Origin of the sequence: Escherichia sp. WS1368, assembly GCF_046487485.1 — a bacterium.
Classification (GTDB): Bacteria; Pseudomonadota; Gammaproteobacteria; order Enterobacterales; family Enterobacteriaceae; genus Escherichia; species Escherichia coli.
Map to the genome: position 1 here is coordinate 76,487 of NZ_JBJQJI010000010.1, position 24,016 is coordinate 100,502.

A 24,016-nucleotide genomic window follows, 5' to 3' on the forward strand; every position below is an offset into this window, starting at 1 on the left:
AAATGAATCAGGTTGCCGTTGTCATCGGTGGTGGGCAAACCTTAGGCGCGTTCCTGTGCCACGGTCTGGCTGCCGAGGGGTATCGCGTCGCGGTTGTCGATATTCAGAGCGACAAAGCCGCAAATGTGGCACAAGAAATTAACGCCGAATATGGTGAAGGAACAGCGTATGGTTTTGGTGCTGACGCCACCAGCGAGCAAAGCGTTCTGGCGCTCTCTCGTGGGGTAGATGAAATCTTTGGTCGCGTGGATTTGCTGGTCTACAGCGCCGGAATTGCAAAAGCAGCCTTTATCAGCGACTTCCAGCTCGGCGATTTTGACCGTTCGCTACAAGTGAATCTGGTGGGTTATTTCCTGTGTGCCCGTGAATTTTCGCGTTTGATGATCCGCGACGGGATTCAGGGGCGCATTATTCAGATCAACTCGAAATCCGGCAAAGTGGGCAGCAAACACAACTCTGGTTATAGCGCCGCGAAATTTGGTGGCGTCGGGCTGACTCAATCACTGGCGCTGGATCTGGCGGAGTACGGCATTACGGTGCATTCACTGATGCTCGGTAATCTGCTGAAATCGCCGATGTTTCAGTCGCTATTGCCACAATATGCGACCAAGCTGGGTATCAAACCGGATCAAGTCGAGCAGTATTACATCGACAAAGTACCGCTCAAACGCGGCTGCGATTATCAGGATGTGCTGAATATGCTTCTGTTCTACGCCAGTCCTAAGGCGTCGTACTGCACCGGACAGTCGATCAATGTCACCGGCGGTCAGGTGATGTTCTGATCAACAGCGGAGATCCGTTAAGGATCTCCGCGAGACTAATAAAATGCCTGATGCGCTACGCTCATCAGGCCTACAGGACTTCCGCCACTACATTAAGGAAAAGTTATGGTATCCGCACTCATCACCGTCGCCGTTATCGCCTGGTGTGCGCAACTGGCCTTAGGCGGTTGGCAAATTTCTCGTTTTAACCGTGCTTTCGACACACTATGCCAGCAAGGGCGGGTTGGCGTGGGCCGTTCCAGCGGGCGCTTTAAACCGCGGGTCGTGGTCGCCATCGCGCTAGACGATCAGCAACGCATCGTCGACACCTTGTTTATGAAAGGACTGACCGTCTTCGCCCGACCGCAAAAAATTCCCGCAATTACCGGTATGCATGCGGGTGATTTACAGCCCGATGTGATCTTTCCCCATGATCCACTATCACAGAATGCTCTATCATTGGCGCTTAAACTGAAACGTGGATAATTTCGTTGTGAATGTTACTTGCTTGCGAAGTTATCATTTTGAAACCTAAATCAGGTAATCACGCCCATGAAACCTCGTCAGCGTCAGGCCGCCATTCTGGAGTATCTGCAAAAGCAGGGTAAATGCTCGGTTGAAGAATTGGCGCAATACTTTGACACCACAGGCACAACCATCCGCAAAGATCTGGTCATTCTGGAACATGCCGGAACCGTCATTCGTACTTATGGCGGAGTGGTGTTGAATAAAGAGGAATCCGATCCGCCTATCGATCATAAAACTCTCATCAACACCCACAAGAAAGAGCTGATTGCAGAAGCTGCCGTTAGTTTTATCCATGATGGCGATTCGATCATTCTTGATGCTGGCAGTACCGTTTTGCAGATGGTTCCCCTGCTCTCGCGCTTTAATAACATCACAGTGATGACCAACAGCCTGCATATCGTCAATGCGCTATCCGAACTGGATAACGAACAAACTATCCTGATGCCAGGCGGAACATTTCGTAAAAAATCGGCCTCATTTCACGGGCAACTGGCAGAGAATGCCTTCGAGCATTTCACCTTCGATAAATTGTTTATGGGCACCGACGGCATCGATCTCAATGCGGGCGTAACCACGTTCAACGAGGTTTATACCGTCAGTAAGGCAATGTGCAATGCCGCGCGCGAAGTGATTTTGATGGCAGACTCATCAAAGTTTGGCCGTAAAAGCCCCAACGTAGTTTGCAGTCTTGAAAGCGTCGATAAGCTAATTACCGACGCAGGTATCGATCCGGCGTTTCGTCAGGCGCTGGAAAAGAAAGGGATCGATGTGATCATAACCGGAGAGAGCAATGAGTGAAGCACTACTGAACGCGGGACGTCAGACGTTAATGCTGGAGTTACAGGAAGCAAGCCGTTTACCGGAACGTCTGGGCGATGATTTTGTTCGCGCCGCCAATATCATCCTGCACTGCGAAGGTAAAGTGGTGGTTTCGGGAATTGGCAAATCGGGCCACATTGGTAAGAAAATCGCCGCAACGCTTGCCAGCACCGGCACTCCTGCCTTTTTTGTCCATCCGGCAGAGGCATTGCACGGCGACCTGGGGATGATCGAAAGCCGCGATGTGATGCTGTTTATCTCTTACTCCGGTGGCGCGAAGGAACTGGATCTGATTATTCCGCGTCTGGAAGATAAATCTATCGCGCTGCTGGCGATGACCGGCAAACCGACGTCACCGCTGGGCCTGGCGGCGAAAGCGGTGCTGGATATTTCCGTAGAACGCGAAGCCTGCCCGATGCACCTTGCGCCGACTTCCAGCACTGTAAATACCCTGATGATGGGCGACGCGCTGGCGATGGCAGTCATGCAGGCGCGCGGTTTTAATGAAGAAGATTTTGCCCGTTCACATCCAGCCGGTGCGCTGGGCGCTCGCTTGCTGAACAAAGTGCATCATCTTATGCGTCGTGACGATGCCATCCCGCAGGTGGCGTTAACCGCCAGCGTGATGGACGCGATGCTGGAACTTAGCCGCACTGGTCTGGGGCTGGTGGCGGTATGTGACGCTCAACAACAGGTACAAGGCGTCTTTACCGACGGTGATTTACGTCGCTGGCTGGTTGGCGGCGGCGCACTCACCACGCCAGTTAATGAAGCGATGACGACAGGCGGCACCACATTACAGGCGCAAAGCCGTGCCATCGACGCCAAAGAGATCCTGATGAAGCGCAAAATCACTGCCGCACCGGTGGTGGATGAAAACGGCAAACTCACCGGCGCAATTAACCTGCAGGATTTCTATCAGGCCGGGATTATTTAATCCTTCAGCCCCAGACGTTTCGCCAGCCGATGCAGGTTGGCGACGTCGGTTTCCAGCATCCGCGCACAGGCGGCCCAGTTGTGATGATTTTGCGCCAGCGCCTGACGAATGGTTTCACGCTGGAACGCTTCTGTCGCTTCACGCAGGTTTTGCTTAACAACGGGCACCGCCGCCACTTCTGGCGGCGGCAACGTCACCTCAGGAAAAGCAAAATGTTGCGCCTCAAGAATCACTTCATCGCCGCTGCGGGTTGCTCTCGCCAGCACTACCGCCCGATGAATAGCATGTTCCAGTTCACGAACGTTCCCCGGAAAATTGTAGTGTTGCAGTAAATTTCGCGCTCCGGCACTTAATACCACGCGGGAGAGCCCCAGCCGCAAACGACACTGCTCGCAGAAATACCCCGCCAGCAGAATGACATCATCGCCCCGCTCACGCAGCGGCGGCACTGAAAGTGGAAACACGCTCAGGCGGTGGAACAAGTCAGCGCGAAATCGCCCTGCCAGTACCTCTTCGCGTAAGTCACGGTTAGTCGCCGCCAGCACGCGCACATCGACCCGCAAACTGCGGTCATCGCCAACGCGCTGAATATCGCCATACTGCAACACCCGCAGCAGCTTGGCCTGCAATGCCAACGACAACTCGCCGATCTCATCGAGAAACAGCGTGCCGTTATCCGCCATTTCAAACTTCCCGCTGCGGTTACTGATAGCGCCAGTAAACGCTCCTTTCACATGCCCGAACAGTTCACTTTCCGCCACACTTTCCGGCAGTGCGGCACAGTTGAGATAGACCAGCGGATTCACCGCCCGTGGCGAGGCTTCATGAATCGCTTTCGCCACCAGCTCCTTACCGGTTCCCGTCTCACCGCTGATCAGGACGTTGAGATCGGACGCCGCCACAATCTCAATCTCTTTTTTCAATTGCGTCATACCTGGCGACAGACCGATCATCTGCGTCTGTTTCACTGCTTCAAACGGCGCGGCATCGCCTGGCAGCATATTCTGACTTTCCAGTTGTTCAATCAGCAACGCATTGCTTAACGCTCCCGCCGCCAGCGCGGCAATCAGCCGTAACTCTTCGTCACTGAAAACATCGAACTGATCGGGCTGCATCCCGTCGAGCGTCAATGCGCCGATCAGGTTTTGTCCGGCAAACAATGGCAGACCAACGCAGGCGTGAACCTTCAGACTCTCCTGCCCGGGAATCAAACCGTCATAGGGATCGGGCAATTCGCTGTCTGCGGGAAAGCGCACCACGTCCCCGGCGCGGGCAATCGCTTCCAGCCGTGGATGCCCTTCCAGCGCAAAGCGTCTACCGAGTACATCCTTCGCCAGCCCGTCGATGGCAAGCGGAATAAACTGCCGCGAGTCATAACGTAGCAACGCAGAGGCATCACACTCCAGCACCTGACGCAGCGTGGTGATCAGGCGCTGAAAACGATCCTGATGACCAATCCCACGCTGCAATTCGATGGCGATATTCGCCAGCACATCAACGGAAAAACTCATCTTTGCCTCACTGTCAATTTGACTATAGATATTGTCATATCGACCATTTGATTGATAGTCATTTTGACTACTCATTAATGAGCATAATTTTATTTATAGAGTAAAAACAATCAGATAAAAAACTGGCACGCAATCTGCAATTAGCAAGACATCTTTTTAGAACACGCTGAATAAATTGAGGTTGCTATGTCTATTGTGGTGAAAAATAACATTCATTGGGTTGGTCAACGTGACTGGGAAGTGCGTGATTTTCACGGCACGGAATATAAAACGCTGCGCGGCAGCAGCTACAACAGCTACCTCATCCGCGAAGAAAAAAACGTGCTGATCGACACCGTTGACCATAAATTCAGCCGCGAATTTGTGCAGAACCTGCGTAATGAAATCGATCTGGCGGATATCGATTACATCGTGATTAACCATGCTGAAGAGGACCACGCCGGGGCGCTGACCGAACTGATGGCGCAAATTCCCGATACGCCGATTTACTGTACTGCCAACGCTATCGACTCGATAAATGGTCATCACCATCATCCGGAGTGGAATTTTAATGTGGTGAAAACTGGCGACACACTGGATATCGGCAACGGCAAACAGCTCATTTTTGTCGAAACGCCAATGCTGCACTGGCCGGACAGCATGATGACTTACCTGACAGGCGACGCGGTGCTATTCAGTAACGATGCTTTCGGTCAGCACTACTGCGACGAGCATCTGTTCAACGATGAAGTGGATCAGACGGAGCTTTTCGAGCAGTGCCAGCGTTACTACGCCAATATCCTGACGCCGTTCAGCCGCCTGGTAACGCCGAAAATTACCGAGATCCTGGGCTTTAACTTACCAGTCGATATGATAGCGACCTCTCACGGCGTGGTATGGCGCGATAACCCGACGCAAATTGTCGAGCTGTACCTGAAATGGGCGGCGGATTATCAGGAAGACAGAATCACCATTTTCTACGACACCATGTCGAATAATACCCGCATGATGGCCGATGCTATCGCCCAGGGTATTGCGGAAACCGACCCACGCGTGGCGGTGAAAATTTTCAACGTCGCCCGAAGCGATAAAAACGAAATCCTGACCAATGTCTTCCGCTCAAAAGGCGTGCTGGTCGGCACTTCTACGATGAATAATGTGATGATGCCGAAAATCGCCGGGCTGGTGGAGGAGATGACTGGTTTACGCTTCCGTAACAAACGCGCCAGTGCTTTCGGCTCTCACGGCTGGAGCGGCGGTGCGGTGGATCGTCTTTCCACACGCCTGCAGGATGCAGGTTTCGAAATGTCGCTTAGCCTGAAAGCCAAATGGCGACCGGACCAGGACGCTCTGGAGTTATGCCGTGAACACGGTCGCGAAATCGCCCGTCAGTGGGCGCTCGCGCCGCTGCCGCAGAGCACGGTGAATACGGTGGTTAAAGAAGAAACCTCTGCCAACACGACGGCTGACCTCGGCCCACGGATGCAGTGCAGCGTCTGCCAGTGGATTTACGATCCGGCAAAAGGCGAGCCAATGCAGGACGTTGCGCCAGGAACGCCGTGGAGTGAAGTCCCGGATAACTTCCTGTGCCCGGAATGCTCTCTCGGCAAAGACGTCTTTGACGAACTGGCATCGGAGGCAAAATGAGCAACGGCATTGTGATCATTGGTTCGGGCTTCGCCGCCCGCCAACTGGTGAAAAATATTCGCAAACAGGACGCCAGTATTCCATTAACTCTGATTGCCGCCGACAGCATGGATGAGTACAACAAACCGGATCTCAGCCATGTTATCAGCCAGGGGCAACGTGCCGATGACCTTACCCGCCAGACGGCGGGTGAATTTGCCGAGCAGTTTAATCTGCACCTGTTTCCGCACACCTGGGTGACGGATATCGATGCCGAAGCCCATGTGGTGAAAAGTCAGAATAATCAGTGGCAATACGACAAGTTAGTGCTGGCAACCGGAGCCAGCGCCTTTGTCCCGCCAGTGCCTGGGCGTGAGTTAATGCTGACATTAAATAGTCAGCAAGAGTATCGCGCCTGTGAAACGCAACTGCGGGATGCCCGACGCGTATTGATTGTTGGCGGTGGCTTGATTGGTAGCGAACTGGCGATGGATTTTTGTCGTGCAGGCAAAGCGGTCACGCTAATCGACAACGCTGCCAGTATTCTGGCATCGTTAATGCCACCGGAAGTAAGCAGCCGCTTGCAGCATCGGTTGACGGAGATTGGCGTTCATCTGCTGTTAAAATCTCAGTTGCAGGGGCTGGAAAAAACGGATTCTGGCATTCTGGCAACGCTGGACCGCCAGCGCAGCATCGAAGTGGATGCGGTAATTGCCGCCACCGGACTGCGCCCGGAAACCGCCCTGGCACGACGCGCCGGGCTGACGATTAATCGCGGCGTTTGCGTCGATAGTTATCTGCAAACCAGTAATGCCGATATTTATGCGCTGGGCGATTGCACGGAAATTAACGGTCAGGTATTGCCGTTCCTCCAGCCGATTCAACTTAGCGCGATGGTGCTGGCAAAAAATCTTCTCGGCAATAACACGCCGCTGAAACTCCCTGCGATGCTGGTGAAAATCAAAACGCCAGAATTACCGCTGCATCTGGCAGGCGAAACCCAGCGTCAGGATTTACGCTGGCAAATTAATACCGAACGCCAGGGAATGGTGGCGCGCGGTGTTGATGATGCCGACCAGCTTCGCGCCTTTGTGGTCAGTGAGGATCGGATGAAAGAGGCGTTTGGATTGTTGAAAACGTTGCCGGTGTAGGCATGGTTTTCTCCCTCGCCCAAAGGGCGAGGGGACTGTCCGCGCTCTTTTTACGCTTAGTTACGCCACATCCGCCACTATGCAGCATGCAGGATGCGCGCCGCAGCAATAACCCCCTGCCCCAGAGACAAGCCGCCATCACCCGCCGGTAAACTCTGCGGAAAGAGTAATGTGAAATCAGCGAGATAATGCGCCAGGCGTGTACGCAGCAATCGGTTATGAATAACCCCACCGCTAAATACCAGCGTAGTGATACCGCGCATCGTGGCCTGCTCACGCATCAACGCGGCAAAACCCTGCGCCAGCGCATCATGAAACGCCCACGCGCGTTGATTAACCGGTGCCTGCCAGTTCAGCCACTGCTGCCAGAAAGTGGCGAGATCCAGTTGATTGTCCACCAGCGGCATCGTCACCGGATGCGTCACTCCGTCGCATGAGGCTGCGAGCGCCTCCAGAGCACAAGCCGCTTCACCTTCATAACTTAACGTGGCTGGCGCACAGCCCAGTGCCGCCGCCACAGCATCGAACAAACGCCCACACGATGACGCCAGCGGCGCGTTAATTCCACGCTCAATGGCCCGCGCCAGCACGCTCCAGTTTTGCTGTTGCACACTTGTCGTTTCAGGGTAATTCTGCCACTCCGGCACAAAGCGCAGGCACTGCGCCAGCAGGTTACGCCACGGCTGCTTTGCAGCCAAATCGCCCCCCGGAAGCGCCACCGCAGGCAAGCCGCCCAGGTGCTCACATTCGCGATAGTTCACCCGCAGGCATTCGCCGCCCCACAAAGCGCCGTTCTCCCCCATACCGATACCGTCGAGCGTCAACGCAATGACATCACCGCCATCCAGCGGCCACTGATGCTCTGCCAGACTCGCCGCCGCATGAGCATGATGATGCAGCACCGTTTGCGTCGGCAGATTCATTTCGCGTGCCCACTGGCTGGAGACATAGCCCGGATGCGCGTCATGCACAACGTATTGCGGAGTGAAATCGTAGATGTTTTGCATCAGGCGTAACGCTTCGCGCCACTGCATCTGGATGCCATCGTCACTTAAATCGCCCAGATGCTGACTCAACACCGCTTGTTCACCGCGCACCAGGCAGAAGGTGTTTTTCAGATCCGCGCCGAGACACAGCACAGGCGGAACATTTTTAAAGCCCGGAGGCAAAGCCAGCGCATCCGGCACATACCCCCGCGAACGGCGCAGCATTTCGCCGCTTTCGCGCACCACCGAATCATCCATCCGCTGCACGATGTCGCGGTTATGTAGCAAGAATCCGTCGGCAATGCCCTGCAAATCCGCCAGCGCCTGTTCGTTGCTGATAGCCGGTGGTTTACCGCTCAGGTTGCCGGAGGTCATCACCAGCGGACATTGCAGTTCCTGTAACAGCAAATGCTGAAGCGGATTCGCAGGCAACATCACCCCAACTTCGTTAAGGCCAGGGGCGATATCATCACAAAGCTCAGGAACGTATTTTTTATCCACCAGCACAATCGGCGCGGCGGGTGTGGTGAGCAACTGGCGCGCAGCGTCTGGTAAACCTTCTGCCACTGGCAACATGACCGCCAGCGGTTTCGCCGGGCGATGTTTGCGCGCCCGAAGTGTCGCCACCGCGTTACTGTTACGTGCATCGCAGGCAAGATGAAATCCGCCAATCCCTTTGATGGCGACAATGTTGCCCATTTTTAACTGTGCGATAGCTGCCTGTAATGCCGCCTCTTGTTCCGCATGTTCACCATGACTTACCCATTCAAGATGTGGGCCACACTCCGGGCAGGCCACCGGCTGGGCGTGGAAGCGACGATCGAGCGGGTCGCGGTACTCTTTGTCACAAGCCGGACACAACGGAAACGCCGCCATCACGGTAAACGGGCGGTCGTAAGGCATGGCGCGAATAATGGTGAAACGCGGGCCACAGTGAGTACAGTTGATAAACGGATAACGATAACGCCGCTCGCCTGGGGTATTCATTTCGGCAAGACAGGCAGGGCAAGTAGCGGCATCGGGAACAATTTGCGTATTCATGGTGCCGCCTGTGCTCTGGCGTATAGTGAACTCGGTGGGCAGTTGTGACCAGATAAACGGCTCACGCTCGACGCTATCAATACGCGCCAGCGGCGGGCAGTGCTGATGCAACTGCACAAGAAACGTTTCCGGGTCTTCCAGCAGCCGGACTTCTACGCCATCGCCGTCATTACAGACATCGCCGTGAAGATTTAATTGCTGTGCCAGCTGCCAGACAAACGGACGAAAACCGACGCCCTGCACTTTGCCACGAATACGCAGTTGGACACCGCAAGATGTGTTTTTTGCCATTGAGTTATTCCCGCCATCATGAATTGCGTAACCCGCCCTGCCGGACACGACAGCGTCGTATCCGGCAATCACAGGTCGGCGATACCGCCCGCTCCGTATTCTACGAATATTTCCGGGAATTCCTTTGATGCCAGAACAGTTCTGTAAGATTTTTAGAACATCAGCGCCGTACGGCGGCGTTTTTCTGCGCTCAGTTGTTCAAGTTTATTACGATCGACACAAATCAGCGCATGGGTCGGGCAAGCCGCCATACACGCCGGGCCGTCTTCACGATGGTTACAGAGGTCGCATTTATTGGCTTCGGCTTTGTCAGCCCGTACATTCAGCCCTGCGCCGCTGTTGCGAATCACCGGACGTACCACCACTTCCATCGCGCCATACGGGCAAGCCACAACGCAGGTTTTGCAACCAATGCAACGTTCCTGCATCACATGAACAAACCCTTTATCACGGCTGATAGCACCATTTGGGCAGACGTTAGCGCACGGTGCATCTTCACACTGACGGCAGACTGTTGCCGTAGAAATGTTCACACCTTTAATGACATGGATTCGCGGTAAAAAAGTTTCCGGGGTCAGCGATGCACAGTCCTGATTCTCCTGATGAGAAACCACGCACGCCACTTCACAGGTACGGCAACCAATACATTTACTCGCGTCAGCAATGATGAAACGGTTCATCAAATTCTCCAGCAATGACAGTTAATGCGCCGATACATTCACAAATCATGCCAGTTTTTAATTTACTGTTATTTAAAGAAATTAAATTCTGTAATGCAGGAAAAACGATGTCATCGACACTAGTGACGATGACATGTGATGACAATGTTTATTGCGAAAGAGCAATGAGGGAGCCGCGGCGGATCAGTTTTCCGCTGAAGGTTTTCGGCGGTGAGAAATCCCCACCATCGAGCATAAAAATCAGCCGTCCAATAATTTCCTGAATCATCTCAGTCACCGGAATTTTTACGCTGGAGAGCGCCGGAACGATATAGGGGGCAATGGCGATATCATCGAATCCGATAACTGACACCTGCTCTGGCACCGCTACGCCGCGCTCGTGTAACGCTTTCATCGCACCTATCGCCATATCGTCGTTACTGGCAACTAACGCGCTAAATTTAGCCCCACGTTCGAGCAACGTTTCTACCCCTTCGGCCCCGCTGGCAGGCGTCCATTTACCGTTAGCGATAAGTTTTTCATTGAGCGCAATACTATGCTGCGCCAGCGCGTCTTTATACCCGGCAAGACGTTCAATGCTGGTGGGAGAATCCATCGAGCCGGTAAGGAAAGCAATCTCCTGATGTCCGGCGTTTATCAACTCTGCCACGGCGTTAAAGCTGGTCTGTTTATGATCGCACCAGACGCTATGGCTGCTGTTTTTGCGCAGGCGGCGATTAAGCACCATTATCGGCTGACTGTGTGCGTCAATGATGTCATCAATCTCATCCACGCTTAAAAAACGCGGGTAAATCATAATGGCGTCGCAGCGCAAATCCAGCAGATACTGAATCGCCTGGCGCTCTTCTTCGGCGCTGTGTTTACCATCTGCCAATAGCAACTGTCGCCCTTTCTCTTCCGCCATTCGCGCGGCATGAAAGAGTAATTCACTAAAATAAATGCCGTGGTAAAGCGTGTTGGTCACGACCAGCCCCAGCGTCTGAGTACTCTTCGCCGACAGATTGCGCGCCAGCAAGTTTGGGCGGTAACCGCTCTCTTCTACCGCCTGAAACACGCGATCTTTAGTCTCCTGGCTGACGTAGCCATTACCTGAAAGCACGCGGGAAACGGTCGCTTTTGAAACCCCGGCGCGCTTCGCCACTTCCAGCATCGTCGTCATCATTTTCATCCCTTTACACGCAATCAACGCAGTGTACTGCACCGTTTGCCGATTGTCCTTGCGCAATCGGCGGGAAAAATATTCAGGTGACCGGTTTCACAAATATAAAAAATGAACAATTAACTCTCTTGCTTATTTAGTGACAACTATTCATGATTTTGTGAAACCGGTTTCCTAATTCCGTTTCAGCATCGGCATTTTTCCGTCACGTCGACTGATAACAACTACATCTACCCTACTGATAACAGGATAAAATCCGATGGCCAAAAATTATGCGGCGCTGGCACGCTCGGTGATAGCGGCACTGGGCGGCGTTGATAACATCTCGGCAGTCACGCACTGTATGACGCGTTTGCGCTTTGTTATCAAAGATGACCAGCTTATCGACAGTCCGACGTTGAAAACCATCTCCGGCGTGCTCGGCGTGGTACGTAGTGACAACCAGTGCCAGGTGATTATCGGCAATACCGTTTCACAAGCCTTTCAGGAAGTCGTCAGCCTGCTGCCGGGAGATATGCAGCCCGCACAGCCCGTGGGTAAACCCAAACTTACGCTACGTCGCATTGGTGCGGGGATCCTCGATGCGCTGATCGGCACCATGTCACCGCTGATCCCGGCGATTATCGGCGGATCGATGGTCAAACTGCTGGCGATGATCCTCGAGATGAGCGGCGTGCTGACAAAAGGATCGCCGACCTTAACCATTCTGAATGTGATTGGTGACGGTGCTTTCTTCTTCCTGCCGCTGATGGTCGCGGCTTCTGCCGCCATCAAATTTAAAACCAATATGTCGCTGGCGATTGCCATCGCGGGTGTGCTGGTACATCCGAGTTTTATTGAATTAATGGCGAAAGCGGCCCAGGGTGAACATGTCGAATTTGCCCTGATTCCGGTCACCGCGGTGAAATACACCTACACGGTGATCCCGGCGCTGGTGATGACCTGGTGCCTGTCATATATCGAACGCTGGGTGGACAGCATTACACCGGCGGTGACTAAAAACTTCCTCAAGCCAATGCTGATTGTGTTGATTGCCGCACCGCTGGCAATTCTGCTGATTGGCCCGATTGGTATCTGGATCGGTAGCGCCATTTCGGCGCTGGTTTACACCATTCATGGTTATCTGGGCTGGCTTTCAGTCGCCATTATGGGCGCGCTGTGGCCTCTGCTGGTAATGACCGGGATGCACCGCGTCTTTACGCCAACCATCATTCAGACCATTGCCGAAACCGGCAAAGAAGGGATGGTCATGCCGTCAGAGATCGGCGCTAACCTGTCGCTGGGCGGTTCATCACTGGCGGTGGCGTGGAAAACGAAAAACCCGGAACTGCGCCAGACGGCGCTGGCTGCGGCGGCATCAGCCATTATGGCGGGGATTTCCGAACCGGCGTTATATGGCGTGGCGATCCGCCTGAAACGTCCGCTTATCGCCAGTCTTATCAGCGGTTTTATTTGCGGCGCGGTTGCCGGTATGGCGGGGCTTGCCAGCCACTCAATGGCAGCGCCGGGGCTATTTACCAGCGTGCAGTTCTTCGATCCGGCGAATCCAATGAGCATCGTCTGGGTGTTCGCGGTCATGGCGCTGGCGGTGGTGCTGTCGTTTATCCTCACACTGTTGCTCGGCTTTGAGGATATTCCTGTTGAGGAAGCGACTGCCGAGGCGCGAAAGCATCAGAGCGCACAACCGACCGTCGCCAAAGAAGTAAGTCTTAATTGAGGATGAAAATGTCAGTATTTCCAGAAGGTTTTTTATGGGGCGGCGCGCTTGCCGCCAACCAGTCTGAAGGTGCGTACCGTGAAGGTGGCAAAGGGCTGACCACCGTCGATATGATCCCACACGGCGAGCATCGAATGGCGGTGAAACTGGGGCTGGAAAAACGTTTTCAGTTGCGCGATGACGAGTTTTATCCCAGCCATGAGGCGACGGATTTTTATCATCGTTATAAAGAAGATATCGCCCTGATGGCAGAGATGGGATTCAAAGTGTTCCGTACCTCAATTGCCTGGAGCCGCCTCTTCCCGCAGGGCGATGAACTGACGCCCAACCAGCAGGGCATTGCTTTTTACCGTTCTGTCTTTGAAGAGTGTAAAAAGTACGGTATCGAACCGCTGGTCACGTTGTGCCACTTCGATGTGCCGATGCATCTGGTCACCGAATATGGCTCCTGGCGTAACCGCAAGCTGGTGGAGTTTTTCAGCCGCTACGCCAGAATCTGCTTTGAAGCATTTGATGGTCTGGTGAAATACTGGCTAACCTTCAATGAAATCAACATTATGTTGCATAGCCCGTTCTCCGGCGCGGGTCTGGTGTTTGAAGAAGGCGAAAATCAGGATCAGGTGAAATATCAGGCTGCGCATCACCAACTGATTGCCAGTGCATTAGCCACCAAAATCGCCCATGAGGTTAACCCGCAAAATCAGGTGGGCTGTATGCTGGCGGGCGGTAACTTCTACCCTTACAGTTGCAAGCCGGAAGATGTCTGGGCGGCGCTGGAGAAAGATCGGGAAAACCTGTTTTTTATCGATGTGCAGGCGCGGGGCGCGTATCCGGCTTACTCTGCCCGCGTATTCCGCGAAAAAGGGGTAACCATCGACAAAGCACCGGGCGATGATGAGATCCTGAAAAACACCGTCGATTTTGTCTCTTTCAGCTATTACGCCTCACGCTGCGCCTCGGCGGAGATGAACGCCAACAATAGCAGTGCGGCGAACGTAGTGAAATCGCTGCGTAACCCGTATCTGCAAGTGAGCGACTGGGGCTGGGGTATTGATCCACTCGGTCTGCGTATCACCATGAATATGATGTACGACCGTTATCAGAAGCCACTGTTTCTGGTGGAAAACGGCCTCGGCGCAAAAGATGAATTTGCTGCCAATGGTGAGATTAACGATGACTATCGCATCAGCTATTTACGCGAACATATCCGCGCAATGGGCGAAGCGATTGCAGATGGCATTCCGCTGATGGGCTACACCACATGGGGCTGTATTGATTTAGTTTCCGCCTCTACGGGTGAAATGAGCAAACGCTACGGTTTTGTCTACGTAGACCGTGACGACGTAGGCAACGGCACGCTGACGCGCACACGTAAGAAATCGTTCTGGTGGTATAAAAAAGTAATTGCCAGTAATGGTGAAGATTTAGAGTAAGTAACTACCGTCGCACGAACCAGGAAAGCCCGATAAGCGTTGCGCATCGGGCAATCTTGGGTTTGGCATCAGTCAAAATCAAAGAAACCATTCCGGCTTAACGCCAAATCGGGCTGAAAGTGCCTTAATATGGGATATCGTCAGGGATCGTTGCCCAGACAAAATCTGACTGACCAGAGATTTAGAGCCGATTTCGTTCTTCAAATCCGCATAGGTCAAATTATGTTGATCAATCAGCGTACGAAGTAAGGCCACGCCAACCGGCATTGCTGCAACGGCTTTGTCGAACTCTGCAAACTTTTCGTTGTTGTTTTCATATTCTGCAATGCGGCTCGCCAGAAAGTCGATAAGTGGATTGGTGTCATCTTCTTCAATCAAATATTCGACCAGTTCCAGTGCTTCACGATAATCATCTTCTGAGTCACTGCCTCCCAGAAAGGGGACTGCATTGACCAGTTCTCTTGTTGCTTTAACAGCGCGTGCAGCATTAGCAGTCATTCTTTGTTCTCTCTGTAGTAACGTGTCAGTTTGTCATACTCTGCGTGATTCGTTATGTGCTTCACAAAGAACCGCTTATTAACAAAGTTTATGTAGGCAATAACCCTAAGATTGTTCCCGCCGACATCCAGAACGTACCATTTGTTGCGATATTTAAAATTGTCGAGGTTAGGAAACGCCGTTCGCATTTCTTCTGGTGTAGAAAAATCCGTTTCCTTAATAACCCGATACAATGAGTGTAGAGCCAGAGCGTCGTTAGGATATTTGCGCGCACACTCTTCAAATGGCGCTTTCGAAATGATGTGCATTTTAACTTCCTTATTAGCGCCTGAATGACTAAACCTGGACTACCATTCCTTCGGATTTATTTTTCTATAGTAGTTGATCACACGGGTGTTCACAATATGTAAACACCCGTCTACACGTCACAATTGCACGTCCAAATTCCAAAACGTGAACATGTTTGTCTACGAACTACTCTTCTTCCACCGCTAACTGCGCGAATCCGCCATTCCCTTCCCAGCCTTCCAGTCGTTGATAAACGGTTTCTACGGCGTCTTTAATCGGCTGGGTCATCGGGTAGTAAAAGCCGACGATATCCGGCTGGATGCCGAGGAAAATCACTTCGCCAATGTCTTCTTTCAACTGGTCGATAAGGTAGTTCAACGGCATGTTATGGGTAGTCATCATAAACATCTCGGCGATATCATCCGGATCGATGATGCGGATCTCGCCGGGGTTTAGCCCCATATCCGTGGCGTCGACAATCAACAGTCGTGTCGGGCGCAGTTCGCGAATAGCGACGATGTCGTTTTCCGGTGCGCTACCGCCGTCAATCACCACCCAGTTACCTTTCGGCGCGGCGGCACACTTTTCCGCCAGCAGCGGACCTGCGCCATCATCGCCCATCATGCTATTGCCAACACAGAGTAAAACGTCAGTCACGCAATCTCCTCACCATCAAATAGATGGCGTTTTCCTGATGAATATCATGCAGCATACTTAACAGCATTGTACTCCATTCTTTCTGCTGCGAAGTTTGCGCAGCCCGGGCTTTATCGAATGCGTTGGCCAGCATCGGCACATGGTTAATGTCGATGACGATCTCACCATATTTCGGCACGCCTTCCATTTTGCGGCGGGCTTCGCTGCCCGCCTCCAGAGTGGCAATCCATGCCAGATATTCATCCCACGGACAGGTGAGCGCCGCTTCCAGGCAATCGATAACCCCAAGGTGGTGACCAATCGCCAGGCTGTAATAGACCACCTGCTGCGCCTCGGCGGGCGTGGCATCGTTCTCATCAATAAATTTACGGCTCAGTTGACTGAACACCACCTTTTCACTCATCGGATACGCGCCTCTTCAACAACATGATTCAGATGGCTGACAATCTCGTTCAGACGCGGATCGTTTTCCGCTTCCAGCCAGCGTGCAACCTGCTCTTCGCCCTGCCCTAACTGTGTCAGGAAGTCATCGGCAATCTGGCGACCGTAACGGTAACCCGCCAGGCGGCGAGCTTCGCGATCCACTTTCACGCGCAGCGGCTGCACCATATCGCCATGCAGGATCTCCGCCGGTTGTTCATCCTGCTCACCCGGCCCACGGGCGTGAATTTTCTGCTCCAGCAGGCCGAGCGCCATTGCAAAGCCGTACAGCGTGGCGGCAGGCGTTGGCGGGCAGCCAGGGATATAAACATCCACCGGGACGATTTTATCCGTACCGCCCCACACGCAGTAGAGATCGTGGAAGATCCCGCCGCTGTTACCGCAGGCACCGTAGGAGATACAAATTTTCGGGTCCGGCGCGGACTGCCACGCACGCAGCGCAGGGGATCGCATTGCACGGGTGACCGCGCCGGTAAACAGTAAAATATCCGCATGACGCGGTGAAGGAACGACTTTAATGCCGAAGCGTTCTGCATCAAACAGCGGCGAAAGCGTGGCGAAAATTTCGATTTCGCAGCCGTTGCAGCCGCCGCAGTCCACGCGGTAAACGTAGGCAGAACGTTTGATTTTTTTCAGTAACGACGCCTTCATGCTGGCGATGGATTCATCCACCGTCATCGGGACCGGAATGCCGTTGGCGTCACGGGGGCCTAATAAATTGCTCATCAGATGGCCTCTTTCATATGGCGAGTCAGTTCAATACGGTCGGACGGCACCAGGCATTTCTGGCGCTTACATTCCGGGCAAGTCTCAAAGCTTTCGCGGTGGTTTTCCGCGCGGCTGTCGCCGTTGTGCTTGAGCAGCGCAATGGCGTAGTCGATCTCTTTCTGGACGGCGAAAGGACGATTGCAGACGCGACAGTTGCACAGCGCGAAGCGGGACTGTTGCAGGAAGTCTTCTTTCTTCCACACCGCCAGTTCGTACTCTTGCGACAGCTTAATCGCCGCCGTCGGGCAAACTTCTTCGCAGCGTCCACAGAAGATGCAGCGCCCGAGATTAAACTCCCAGGCAAGCTCTCCTGTGGCGAGGTCAGTTTCAACCGTTAAGGCGTTTGACGGGCAGGCATTGACGCAGGCCGCGCAGCCGATGCACTGCTGCGGGTTCTGCTCTGGCTTACCACGGAAGTTTTTATCAACCGCAATCGGCTCCAGCGGATAAGACGAGGTCGCCGTGCCGGTTTTGATAACTTTTTTGATAAAGGTAAACATGGCGATTCCTTATTTCAGCGGCGAGTTTTTACGCTCAATGCTGTAACGCTCGAGTTCTTTGTACGGCACCACTTTGCTCTTCTTCTTACGCACATCGACCACGGTCATGCGGTCGGTACAGGAGTAGCAAGGGTCCAGGCTACCGATAATCAGCGGCGCATCGGAAACGGTGTTGCCGCGCAGCATGTAGCGCAGGGTCGGCCAGTTCGCGTAGGTCGCGGCACGGCAGCGCCAGCGGTACAGCTTCTGGTTGTCGCCGGTCATGCTCCAGTGGATATCGTCGCCGCGCGGCGCTTCGGCAAAGCCCAGCGCAAAACGGTGCGGAATATAGGTAAAGCCTTCCACCATCAGCGGACCGCCCGGCAGGTTATCCAGACCGTAGTCGATCATGTTCAGCGCGGTATAGACCTCGTTGATACGCACTTTCAGACGGGAAATAACGTCGCAGCCCTGCTCGCTGTGGACTTCCATTGGCAGCAGGCCATAACCAACAAACGGGTGATCGGCACGGGTATCGCGGGCGTGACCGCTGGCGCGGACCATCGGGCCAACGTTACTGAAATCGCGGGCGATTTCCGGGTCCAGACGACCAATGCCGACAGTACGCTGTTCCATGTTCGGTGTGCTCAGCAGCACATCCACCAGCTCCTGCACTTCACGACGCATCTGTTGCGCCAACTGGCGGGTCTGGATCATGTCATCTTTCAGCAGATCGCGACGAATTCCGCCGATCAGGTTCAAGCCGTAGGTTTTACGCGCACCGGTAAGGATCTCTGCCATTTTCATGGAGGTTTCACGCACGCGGAAGAACTGCATAAAGCCGGAGTCGAAGCCGGTAAAGTGACAGGCGAGGCCGAGGTTGAGCAGATGCGAGTGCAGGCGTTCTACCTCCAGCAGAATGGCGCGGATCATCTGCGCACGTTCTGGCACCTGAATACCCATCGCGTTTTCCACCGACGTGGTGTAGGCGGTGCTGTGAGCAAAGCCGCAGATCCCGCACACACGGTCAGAGAGGAAGGTCACTTCGTTGTAACCCATGCGGGTTTCCGCCAGTTTTTCCATGCCGCGATGGACATAGAACAGGCGGTAGTCGGCGTCGATAATGTTTTCGCCATCGACGAACAGACGGAAGTGACCCGGTTCGTCGGAAGTGACGTGCAGCGGACCAATCGGCACGACGTTGTTTTTCTTGTCGCCCAGTTCGTTGATGAACTCGTAGGTTTCAGCATCGGTAGTCGGTGCCGGACGTTGACGATAATCCATGCTGTCTTTACGCAGCGGATAAAGTTCATCCGGCCAGTCATCCGGCAGCACCAGACGACGTTCATCCGGCAGCCCTACCGGAATCAAACCGTACATATCGCGCACTTCACGCTCGCCCCATACCGCCGCCGGAACGCGCGGCGTTACGGACGGATATTCCGGTTTGTTGGCGTCAACTTCAACGCGCACGGTTATCCAGCATTTGGTGCCCTTCTCCATCGACAGCACGTAGTAAACGGCGTAATGACCATTAAGTTTGCGTTCGTCGTTACCAAACAGCACCGACAGCCAGCCCCCCTGCTTGTAGTAGAGAAACTCCACCACTTCCGGCAGGTAGTTCACCTTCACGGTCACGGTCAGCTGATCTTTGGTCTGCCAGGCGTGGTCCAGCACGACGCCCGGAAATGCCTCATTCAGCGCAGCGAGATAATGTTGACCTAATTTTTCTTCAGACATGCTCAAACTCTCTTTAATCACGCCGCCAGCAAGGAGACGAACGCTAAAAATGCAAAGCCAAACCCAGCCCAGGTAATGCGCGGAGTAATATCAAGACGCAGACGGGCCATGCTGTTTTCGAACAGCGCGATAACCAGGACGCCAACCACCAGTTTGACGATGGCAATCACCAGCGCCAGCAGCAGCCCACCGACGGTGAAGGTTTCCATTTGTCCCCACGGAATAAACACCCCGACGAACATCTGCAACACCACCAGCTGTTTCAGGCTGATACCCCATTTCATGACGCCAAAGCCGCTGCCGCTATACTCAGAGAGCGGACCTTCCTGCAACTCCTGCTCGGCTTCCGCCAGGTCGAACGGCAGTTTGCCCATTTCGATAAAGGTGGCGAATGCACAGGCACAAAGCGCCAGCACCAGCGGAATGCTCTGGCTCAGCGGCCAGTGATAAACGGTGTCGGTGATGTTGCTGATGTTGGTGGAACCGGCAACCTGTGCGGCGACCCACAGACCAAGCAGCAGCATCGGTTCAACCAGCACGCCAAGCATCGCTTCACGGCTCGCGCCGATAGCGGTAAACGGGCTACCGGTATCCAGACCAGAAATGGCAAAGAAGAAACGCGCGATGGCAAAGAGATACAGTAAAGTGATCAAATCGCCCAGCTGCGGCAGCGGAGAACCAACGGTCACCACCGGCAGCGCAGTAGCGATAGTCAGCATGACGCCCACCATCACATACGGCGTCAGGCGGAACACCCAGCCGGAGGCATCCGGGCCAACGCTCTGGCGGCCCAGCAGTTTGATAATGTCGCGATACTCCTGCAACACGCCCGGCCCGCGACGGTTATGCAAGCGGGCGCGCGCCACGCGGGTTATACCGGAGAGCAGCGGCGCAACGGCAAATAACACCAGCGCCTGAATTAACGGATATAAAACACTCATTCTCAGGCTCCTCGTGAAACAATAATCACCACCAGTACCGCCAGTTCAACCAGCGCCATCCGGCGGAACAGCAACGCACTCCCCTCGCACTGCCAGCCCGGTACCAGCGACACCGGATTCAGCCATTTGCGCAGTTTCAGCACCGGCGCAAACGCCTGTTTCACCGGCATGGCAAAACCGTGAGCAGTAATCACCATTGATTTTTCATGGTCGTAGCCGCACACCCAGGCCGCGCCGCGGGAACGCGACGGCAAACGATCGCCTTTGCAAATCGCCATAATGATGAATGGCAGCAGCGGGCAGGCAATCAGCAGCAACGTGATCATGGGTTGAGAAACGGTGGTGTTAGCAGGCTCCAGCGGCAGAGGTACAGCAGCAGAGAGCATCGGCAGCAGCCACGGCGCAGCAACACCGCCAATTACGCAGCAAATCGCCAGTGCCACCACGCTTACGCTCATCAGGAGCGGCGCACTGGTGGCGTTTTCGGCTTCTTTGGTACGCGGCGCGCCGAGGAACGTGACGCCATAGACTTTCGCCATACACATCACCGCCAGCGCACCGGTAATTGCCAGACCCACTGCGAGCAGCGGCCCCAGCAGACGGGCAACAAACGCGCCACTATTGCTCAGTTTGAAGAAGGATTGATAGATAACCCATTCCCCGGCAAACCCGTTCAGCGGCGGCAACGCAGCCATTGCCATCAGCCCGACTAACATGGCGATGGAGATAACCGGCATTTTCTTGCCAATACCACCGAGTTTTTCGATATCGCGATGACCGGTACGGAACCAGACGCTCCCCGCCCCGAGGAACAGTACGCTTTTGAACAGGCTATGGTTAAGCAGATGGTACAGACCACCGACCAGGCCAAGAGCAATCAGCGCCGGTTGTTCGAGCGCGATACCCGTTACGCCAGCGCCCAGCCCCAGCAGGATAATGCCGATATTCTCCAGGGTGTGGTAAGCCAGCAGGCGCTGGATGTTGTGTTCCATCAACGCATACAGACCACCGACGAACGCGGTGATCATGCCGAGCACCAGCAGCGCGATCCCCCACCACAGCGGTGCATTACCGCCCAGCAGCGACAGGGTTAAAATGCCCAGCAGGCCAATTTTCATGACTACCGTAGAAAACAACGCGGCAGCTGGCGCAGAGGCGTTAGCATGTGCCTGCGGCACCCAGCCGTGCAGCGGAATAATCCCGGCCAGCAGGCCAAAGCCAATCACACCGAGCAGCCAGATATCGGAACCGAGCGGCAGCTGTTGCATACGCATATCCAGCAGGCGCAGATCCAGCGTGCCGTAACGCTGCCACAGCAGCCAGCAGGCAATCGCCAGCAGCAGAGTGCCAAGACGCCCCAGCGCAAACCACAGTTTGCCCTCTTTGCTGTTGCTGGTGAGGAACACCGCACACAGGGCCATGATTTCGGCCATTACCACGAACATGCCGAGGTTGCTGGCGATGACGGCACAGACGGCGGCAGCCATCAACATATTGATCTGCAAGCCGTTGCATTTCACCTGCGCGTGGCGATGCCAGTCAATGTTGTAGAGGCTGACAAACAGACCGCACAGGCCGAGCGTAATCAGCCAAATCGCGTTAAGCGGAGAGATTTGCACATCGTAGCTTACCAGCGACAGCGCACCGCTCACGCCAACCGCACCAGTCAGCACAGTGAAGCCCGCGGCTGCCGTATACAGGCTACCCACCGCGCCGCCAATTCCGGCTATCCAGCCGCTTAGCGCCTTTTGAAAAGAAAAGAGAAATGCCAGAACAGCGGCGGCGGCAAACCACGCCACGCCACTATTGATCAGGGAAATTGCGCTCATTTAGCCTCTCCACTTTGAGCCTGCTGAAACAAGGTGAGATCGCCAAAGTCCGTGTTAAAAGTCAGCTCACGCTTACGTTTGCTGACGCGGGCGATATCGGTGTTATCCACCAGATGCAGGGCTTTAGTCGGGCACATCCGCACGCAGGCCGGACCTTGTTCATCAAAGCTACAAAGGTCACATTTGACGGCGATCGCGCGAATACCTGGCACCCAGTCAAGCAATGTGCTGACACGCGCCGGAGCAGGCGGTGCCGGTGGCGCTTTCGGGGTATTGGCGTTTGCCGGAATATCCAGCGGACGGCTGCCGGAAAATTCAATTGCGCCAAACGGGCAGGCGATGCCGCACAGTTTGCAGCTTACGCACAGACTTTCATTCAACTGCACGGCCCCATCAACGCGGGTGATGGCGTTAACCGGGCAAACCACCGCACAGGGCGCATCTTCACAGTGGTGACAGAGCTGCGGCGCAGATTCTTTTTCATTGAGCATCACTCGCAGGCGCGGCATTGATTGCAGGCCGTGCTGGCGATGCGTCTCTGAACAGGCGGCCTCACAGGTGTGGCAGCCGATACAGAGCGTGGAGTCAGCAATTACAAAACGATTCACCAGGCATTCCTCAGGTGATTGTCATTTTTGACGAAAACATGCCGATGAAATGTCATTTTCGACACTCATCGACACGCCCATCCCCAAACAGGCGTAACGCCTGCAAAACGGGCAAAGCCTCAGCTCATGCTGCCGGGCTTTGTCCCTTTACCAGTTGGCTTAAATTCACCGGCACATTGTTTTCAATGGCGGTGTATAAGCTGTCGTAAACGCCAGCGATTTTTTCGAGATAGTGTTCCAGAACCTGTTCGCGATCGCGGATGTTGACCTTGCCATCAATCATGCCGTCAATGCTCAGTTGCGCCTGCGCAATCCGCTGTTTGTCTTCACCATCTTTTGTTTCGACGTAATACTCGATGGTGTGGCTGTTAAAGCCATCCGCCAGGGTGACGTAAATGCGAAAATGTTCAAAAAGGACGAAACAGAGTTCTTTGTCCGGCGCGCAGCTCATGGCGTGATGCAGGCGCGCTTTCGATAACGTGATCCCCTGAACCAGCGAATTGCAGTAGATGTGCCACTGGTCCTGTAGGCGACGATGCCGCTGTGCGATGTAATCGGCTTTCTCGCTTATTTCCCAAATAGTCATTGTCAGGTTACCCGTTTAACAGAGATGCCAGCTTTAAGCATTTTCTGTGCCAACTTTTAATTCATTGTTATGAAACAGATTTTTAAGATAAAGATGAATTTCGTCGCCGTGTCGACGTGTCATTTCGACATCATCGACATTATTCACCGCAGGGATAATCAACACTGGCACAATTATTGCTTGTAGCTGGCAATAGTTAATGGGAGGCGATATGCACGAAATAACCCTCTGCCAACGGGCACTGGAATTGATCGAACAGCAGGCCGCAAAACACGGCGCAAAACGCGTAACTGGGGTCTGGCTCAAAATTGGCGCATTTTCTTGTGTCGAAACCAGCTCTCTTGCCTTTTGTTTTGATCTGGTTTGCCGCGGCAGCGTGGCGGAAGGTTGTAAACTGCACCTCGAAGAACAAGAGGCCGAATGCTGGTGTGAAACATGCCAACAGTATGTGACGCTACTGACCCAGCGCGTCCGCCGCTGTCCACAGTGTCATGGTGACATGCTACAGATTGTGGCAGACGACGGTTTACAGATTCGGCGGATAGAAATAGACCAGGAGTGA

24 protein-coding genes are annotated in these 24,016 nt (G+C 54.1%); 9 read left to right on the plus strand and 15 right to left on the minus strand.

What is annotated here, in order from left to right; translation table 11 throughout:
* Positions 1 to 2: 2 nt before the first annotated feature.
* The 4 genes from srlD to gutQ all read left to right on the plus strand — a co-directional run bounded on the left by srlD (position 3) and on the right by gutQ (position 3,045).
* Entirely contained in the window at positions 3 to 782 is a 780-nt protein-coding gene (gene srlD, locus ACJHYD_RS17060; RefSeq protein ID WP_001077351.1) for a sorbitol-6-phosphate dehydrogenase, read from the plus strand.
* Positions 783 to 887: 105 nt separating this feature from the next.
* Complete coding sequence (gene gutM, locus ACJHYD_RS17065) at positions 888 to 1,247, plus strand: transcriptional regulator GutM (protein ID WP_000252908.1); 360 nt, start codon at positions 888 to 890, stop codon at positions 1,245 to 1,247.
* A gap of 66 nt (positions 1,248 to 1,313) precedes the next feature.
* Positions 1,314 to 2,087 (plus strand): glucitol operon DNA-binding transcriptional repressor SrlR, encoded by a 774-nt coding sequence (gene srlR, locus ACJHYD_RS17070; RefSeq protein WP_000804552.1) that lies wholly within the window; start codon positions 1,314 to 1,316, stop codon positions 2,085 to 2,087.
* A complete protein-coding gene (gene gutQ / locus ACJHYD_RS17075) occupies positions 2,080 to 3,045 on the plus strand; it encodes an arabinose-5-phosphate isomerase GutQ (protein WP_001287415.1) in 966 nt (321 codons plus the stop codon). Before srlR ends, gutQ begins: the two co-directional genes overlap by 8 nt.
* Here gutQ and norR read toward each other — a convergent pair.
* Positions 3,042 to 4,556, minus strand: coding sequence for a nitric oxide reductase transcriptional regulator NorR (gene norR / locus ACJHYD_RS17080; protein WP_000010726.1), 1,515 nt, complete (start codon positions 4,554 to 4,556; stop codon positions 3,042 to 3,044). The genes gutQ and norR overlap by 4 nt on opposite strands.
* Before the next feature lie 186 nt (positions 4,557 to 4,742).
* On the opposite strand from norR, the gene norV reads away from it, so the two are divergent.
* Positions 4,743 to 6,182: an anaerobic nitric oxide reductase flavorubredoxin gene (norV, locus tag ACJHYD_RS17085; protein WP_001551538.1), complete on the plus strand. Its 1,440-nt coding sequence runs from the start codon at positions 4,743 to 4,745 to the stop codon at positions 6,180 to 6,182.
* Positions 6,179 to 7,312, plus strand: coding sequence for an NADH:flavorubredoxin reductase NorW (gene norW / locus ACJHYD_RS17090; RefSeq protein WP_001551539.1), 1,134 nt, complete (start codon positions 6,179 to 6,181; stop codon positions 7,310 to 7,312). Before norV ends, norW begins: the two co-directional genes overlap by 4 nt.
* A 77-nt stretch (positions 7,313 to 7,389) precedes the next feature.
* Here the strand turns inward: norW and hypF are convergent, their stop codons facing one another.
* The 3 genes from hypF to ascG form a co-directional block, all read right to left on the minus strand.
* Positions 7,390 to 9,630: a carbamoyltransferase HypF gene (gene hypF / locus ACJHYD_RS17095; protein ID WP_001551540.1), complete on the minus strand. Its 2,241-nt coding sequence runs from the start codon at positions 9,628 to 9,630 to the stop codon at positions 7,390 to 7,392.
* A 152-nt stretch (positions 9,631 to 9,782) separates the two neighbouring features.
* Entirely contained in the window at positions 9,783 to 10,310 is a 528-nt protein-coding gene (hydN, locus tag ACJHYD_RS17100) for an electron transport protein HydN (protein ID WP_001078777.1), read from the minus strand.
* A 148-nt stretch (positions 10,311 to 10,458) separates the two neighbouring features.
* Positions 10,459 to 11,469 carry a DNA-binding transcriptional regulator AscG gene (gene ascG, locus ACJHYD_RS17105; protein ID WP_029130985.1) on the minus strand — a complete coding sequence of 337 codons (1,011 nt, stop codon included), beginning with the start codon at positions 11,467 to 11,469 and terminating at the stop codon, positions 10,459 to 10,461.
* Positions 11,470 to 11,728: 259 nt separating this feature from the next.
* Between ascG and ascF the strand changes: the two genes are divergently transcribed.
* On the plus strand, positions 11,729 to 13,186 hold the full coding sequence (gene ascF / locus ACJHYD_RS17110) for a PTS cellobiose/arbutin/salicin transporter subunit IIBC (RefSeq protein WP_001107889.1): 1,458 nt from the start codon (positions 11,729 to 11,731) through the stop codon (positions 13,184 to 13,186).
* Positions 13,187 to 13,194: 8 nt separating this feature from the next.
* Positions 13,195 to 14,619, plus strand: coding sequence for a 6-phospho-beta-glucosidase AscB (ascB, locus tag ACJHYD_RS17115; protein WP_000110355.1), 1,425 nt, complete (start codon positions 13,195 to 13,197; stop codon positions 14,617 to 14,619).
* Positions 14,620 to 14,697: 78 nt separating this feature from the next.
* Here the strand turns inward: ascB and ACJHYD_RS17120 are convergent, their stop codons facing one another.
* From ACJHYD_RS17120 to hycA, 11 genes are all read right to left on the minus strand, one after another.
* Entirely contained in the window at positions 14,698 to 15,117 is a 420-nt protein-coding gene (locus ACJHYD_RS17120) for a type II toxin-antitoxin system HigA family antitoxin (protein WP_000126294.1), read from the minus strand.
* Positions 15,114 to 15,425, minus strand: a complete 312-nt coding sequence (locus ACJHYD_RS17125; protein WP_000547555.1) for a type II toxin-antitoxin system HigB family toxin — start codon at positions 15,423 to 15,425, stop codon at positions 15,114 to 15,116. Before ACJHYD_RS17125 ends, ACJHYD_RS17120 begins: the two co-directional genes overlap by 4 nt.
* Before the next feature lie 166 nt (positions 15,426 to 15,591).
* Positions 15,592 to 16,062 (minus strand): hydrogenase maturation peptidase HycI, encoded by a 471-nt coding sequence (gene hycI / locus ACJHYD_RS17130; protein WP_000132961.1) that lies wholly within the window; start codon positions 16,060 to 16,062, stop codon positions 15,592 to 15,594.
* On the minus strand, positions 16,055 to 16,465 hold the full coding sequence (gene hycH / locus ACJHYD_RS17135; protein WP_001291918.1) for a formate hydrogenlyase assembly protein HycH: 411 nt from the start codon (positions 16,463 to 16,465) through the stop codon (positions 16,055 to 16,057). Before hycH ends, hycI begins: the two co-directional genes overlap by 8 nt.
* Positions 16,462 to 17,229, minus strand: a complete 768-nt coding sequence (gene hycG, locus ACJHYD_RS17140) for a formate hydrogenlyase subunit HycG (protein ID WP_000067399.1) — start codon at positions 17,227 to 17,229, stop codon at positions 16,462 to 16,464. Before hycG ends, hycH begins: the two co-directional genes overlap by 4 nt.
* The gene (hycF, locus tag ACJHYD_RS17145; protein WP_000493785.1) at positions 17,229 to 17,771 is read right to left on the minus strand and encodes a formate hydrogenlyase subunit HycF; all 543 of its coding nucleotides are present in this window, start codon (positions 17,769 to 17,771) and stop codon (positions 17,229 to 17,231) included. The genes hycG and hycF overlap by 1 nt, the downstream gene beginning before the upstream one ends.
* Before the next feature lie 9 nt (positions 17,772 to 17,780).
* Positions 17,781 to 19,490, minus strand: coding sequence for a formate hydrogenlyase subunit HycE (gene hycE / locus ACJHYD_RS17150; protein WP_001288122.1), 1,710 nt, complete (start codon positions 19,488 to 19,490; stop codon positions 17,781 to 17,783).
* Positions 19,491 to 19,507: 17 nt separating this feature from the next.
* Complete coding sequence (gene hycD, locus ACJHYD_RS17155; RefSeq protein ID WP_000115226.1) at positions 19,508 to 20,431, minus strand: formate hydrogenlyase subunit HycD; 924 nt, start codon at positions 20,429 to 20,431, stop codon at positions 19,508 to 19,510.
* Positions 20,432 to 20,433: 2 nt separating this feature from the next.
* Complete coding sequence (hycC, locus tag ACJHYD_RS17160) at positions 20,434 to 22,260, minus strand: formate hydrogenlyase subunit 3 (protein ID WP_001551543.1); 1,827 nt, start codon at positions 22,258 to 22,260, stop codon at positions 20,434 to 20,436.
* A complete protein-coding gene (gene hycB, locus ACJHYD_RS17165; protein WP_001079186.1) occupies positions 22,257 to 22,868 on the minus strand; it encodes a formate hydrogenlyase subunit HycB in 612 nt (203 codons plus the stop codon). Before hycB ends, hycC begins: the two co-directional genes overlap by 4 nt.
* Before the next feature lie 124 nt (positions 22,869 to 22,992).
* Positions 22,993 to 23,454: a formate hydrogenlyase regulator HycA gene (gene hycA / locus ACJHYD_RS17170; protein WP_000158056.1), complete on the minus strand. Its 462-nt coding sequence runs from the start codon at positions 23,452 to 23,454 to the stop codon at positions 22,993 to 22,995.
* 211 nt (positions 23,455 to 23,665) lie between these two features.
* Between hycA and hypA the strand changes: the two genes are divergently transcribed.
* Positions 23,666 to 24,016 (plus strand): hydrogenase maturation nickel metallochaperone HypA, encoded by a 351-nt coding sequence (gene hypA / locus ACJHYD_RS17175; RefSeq protein WP_001299100.1) that lies wholly within the window; start codon positions 23,666 to 23,668, stop codon positions 24,014 to 24,016.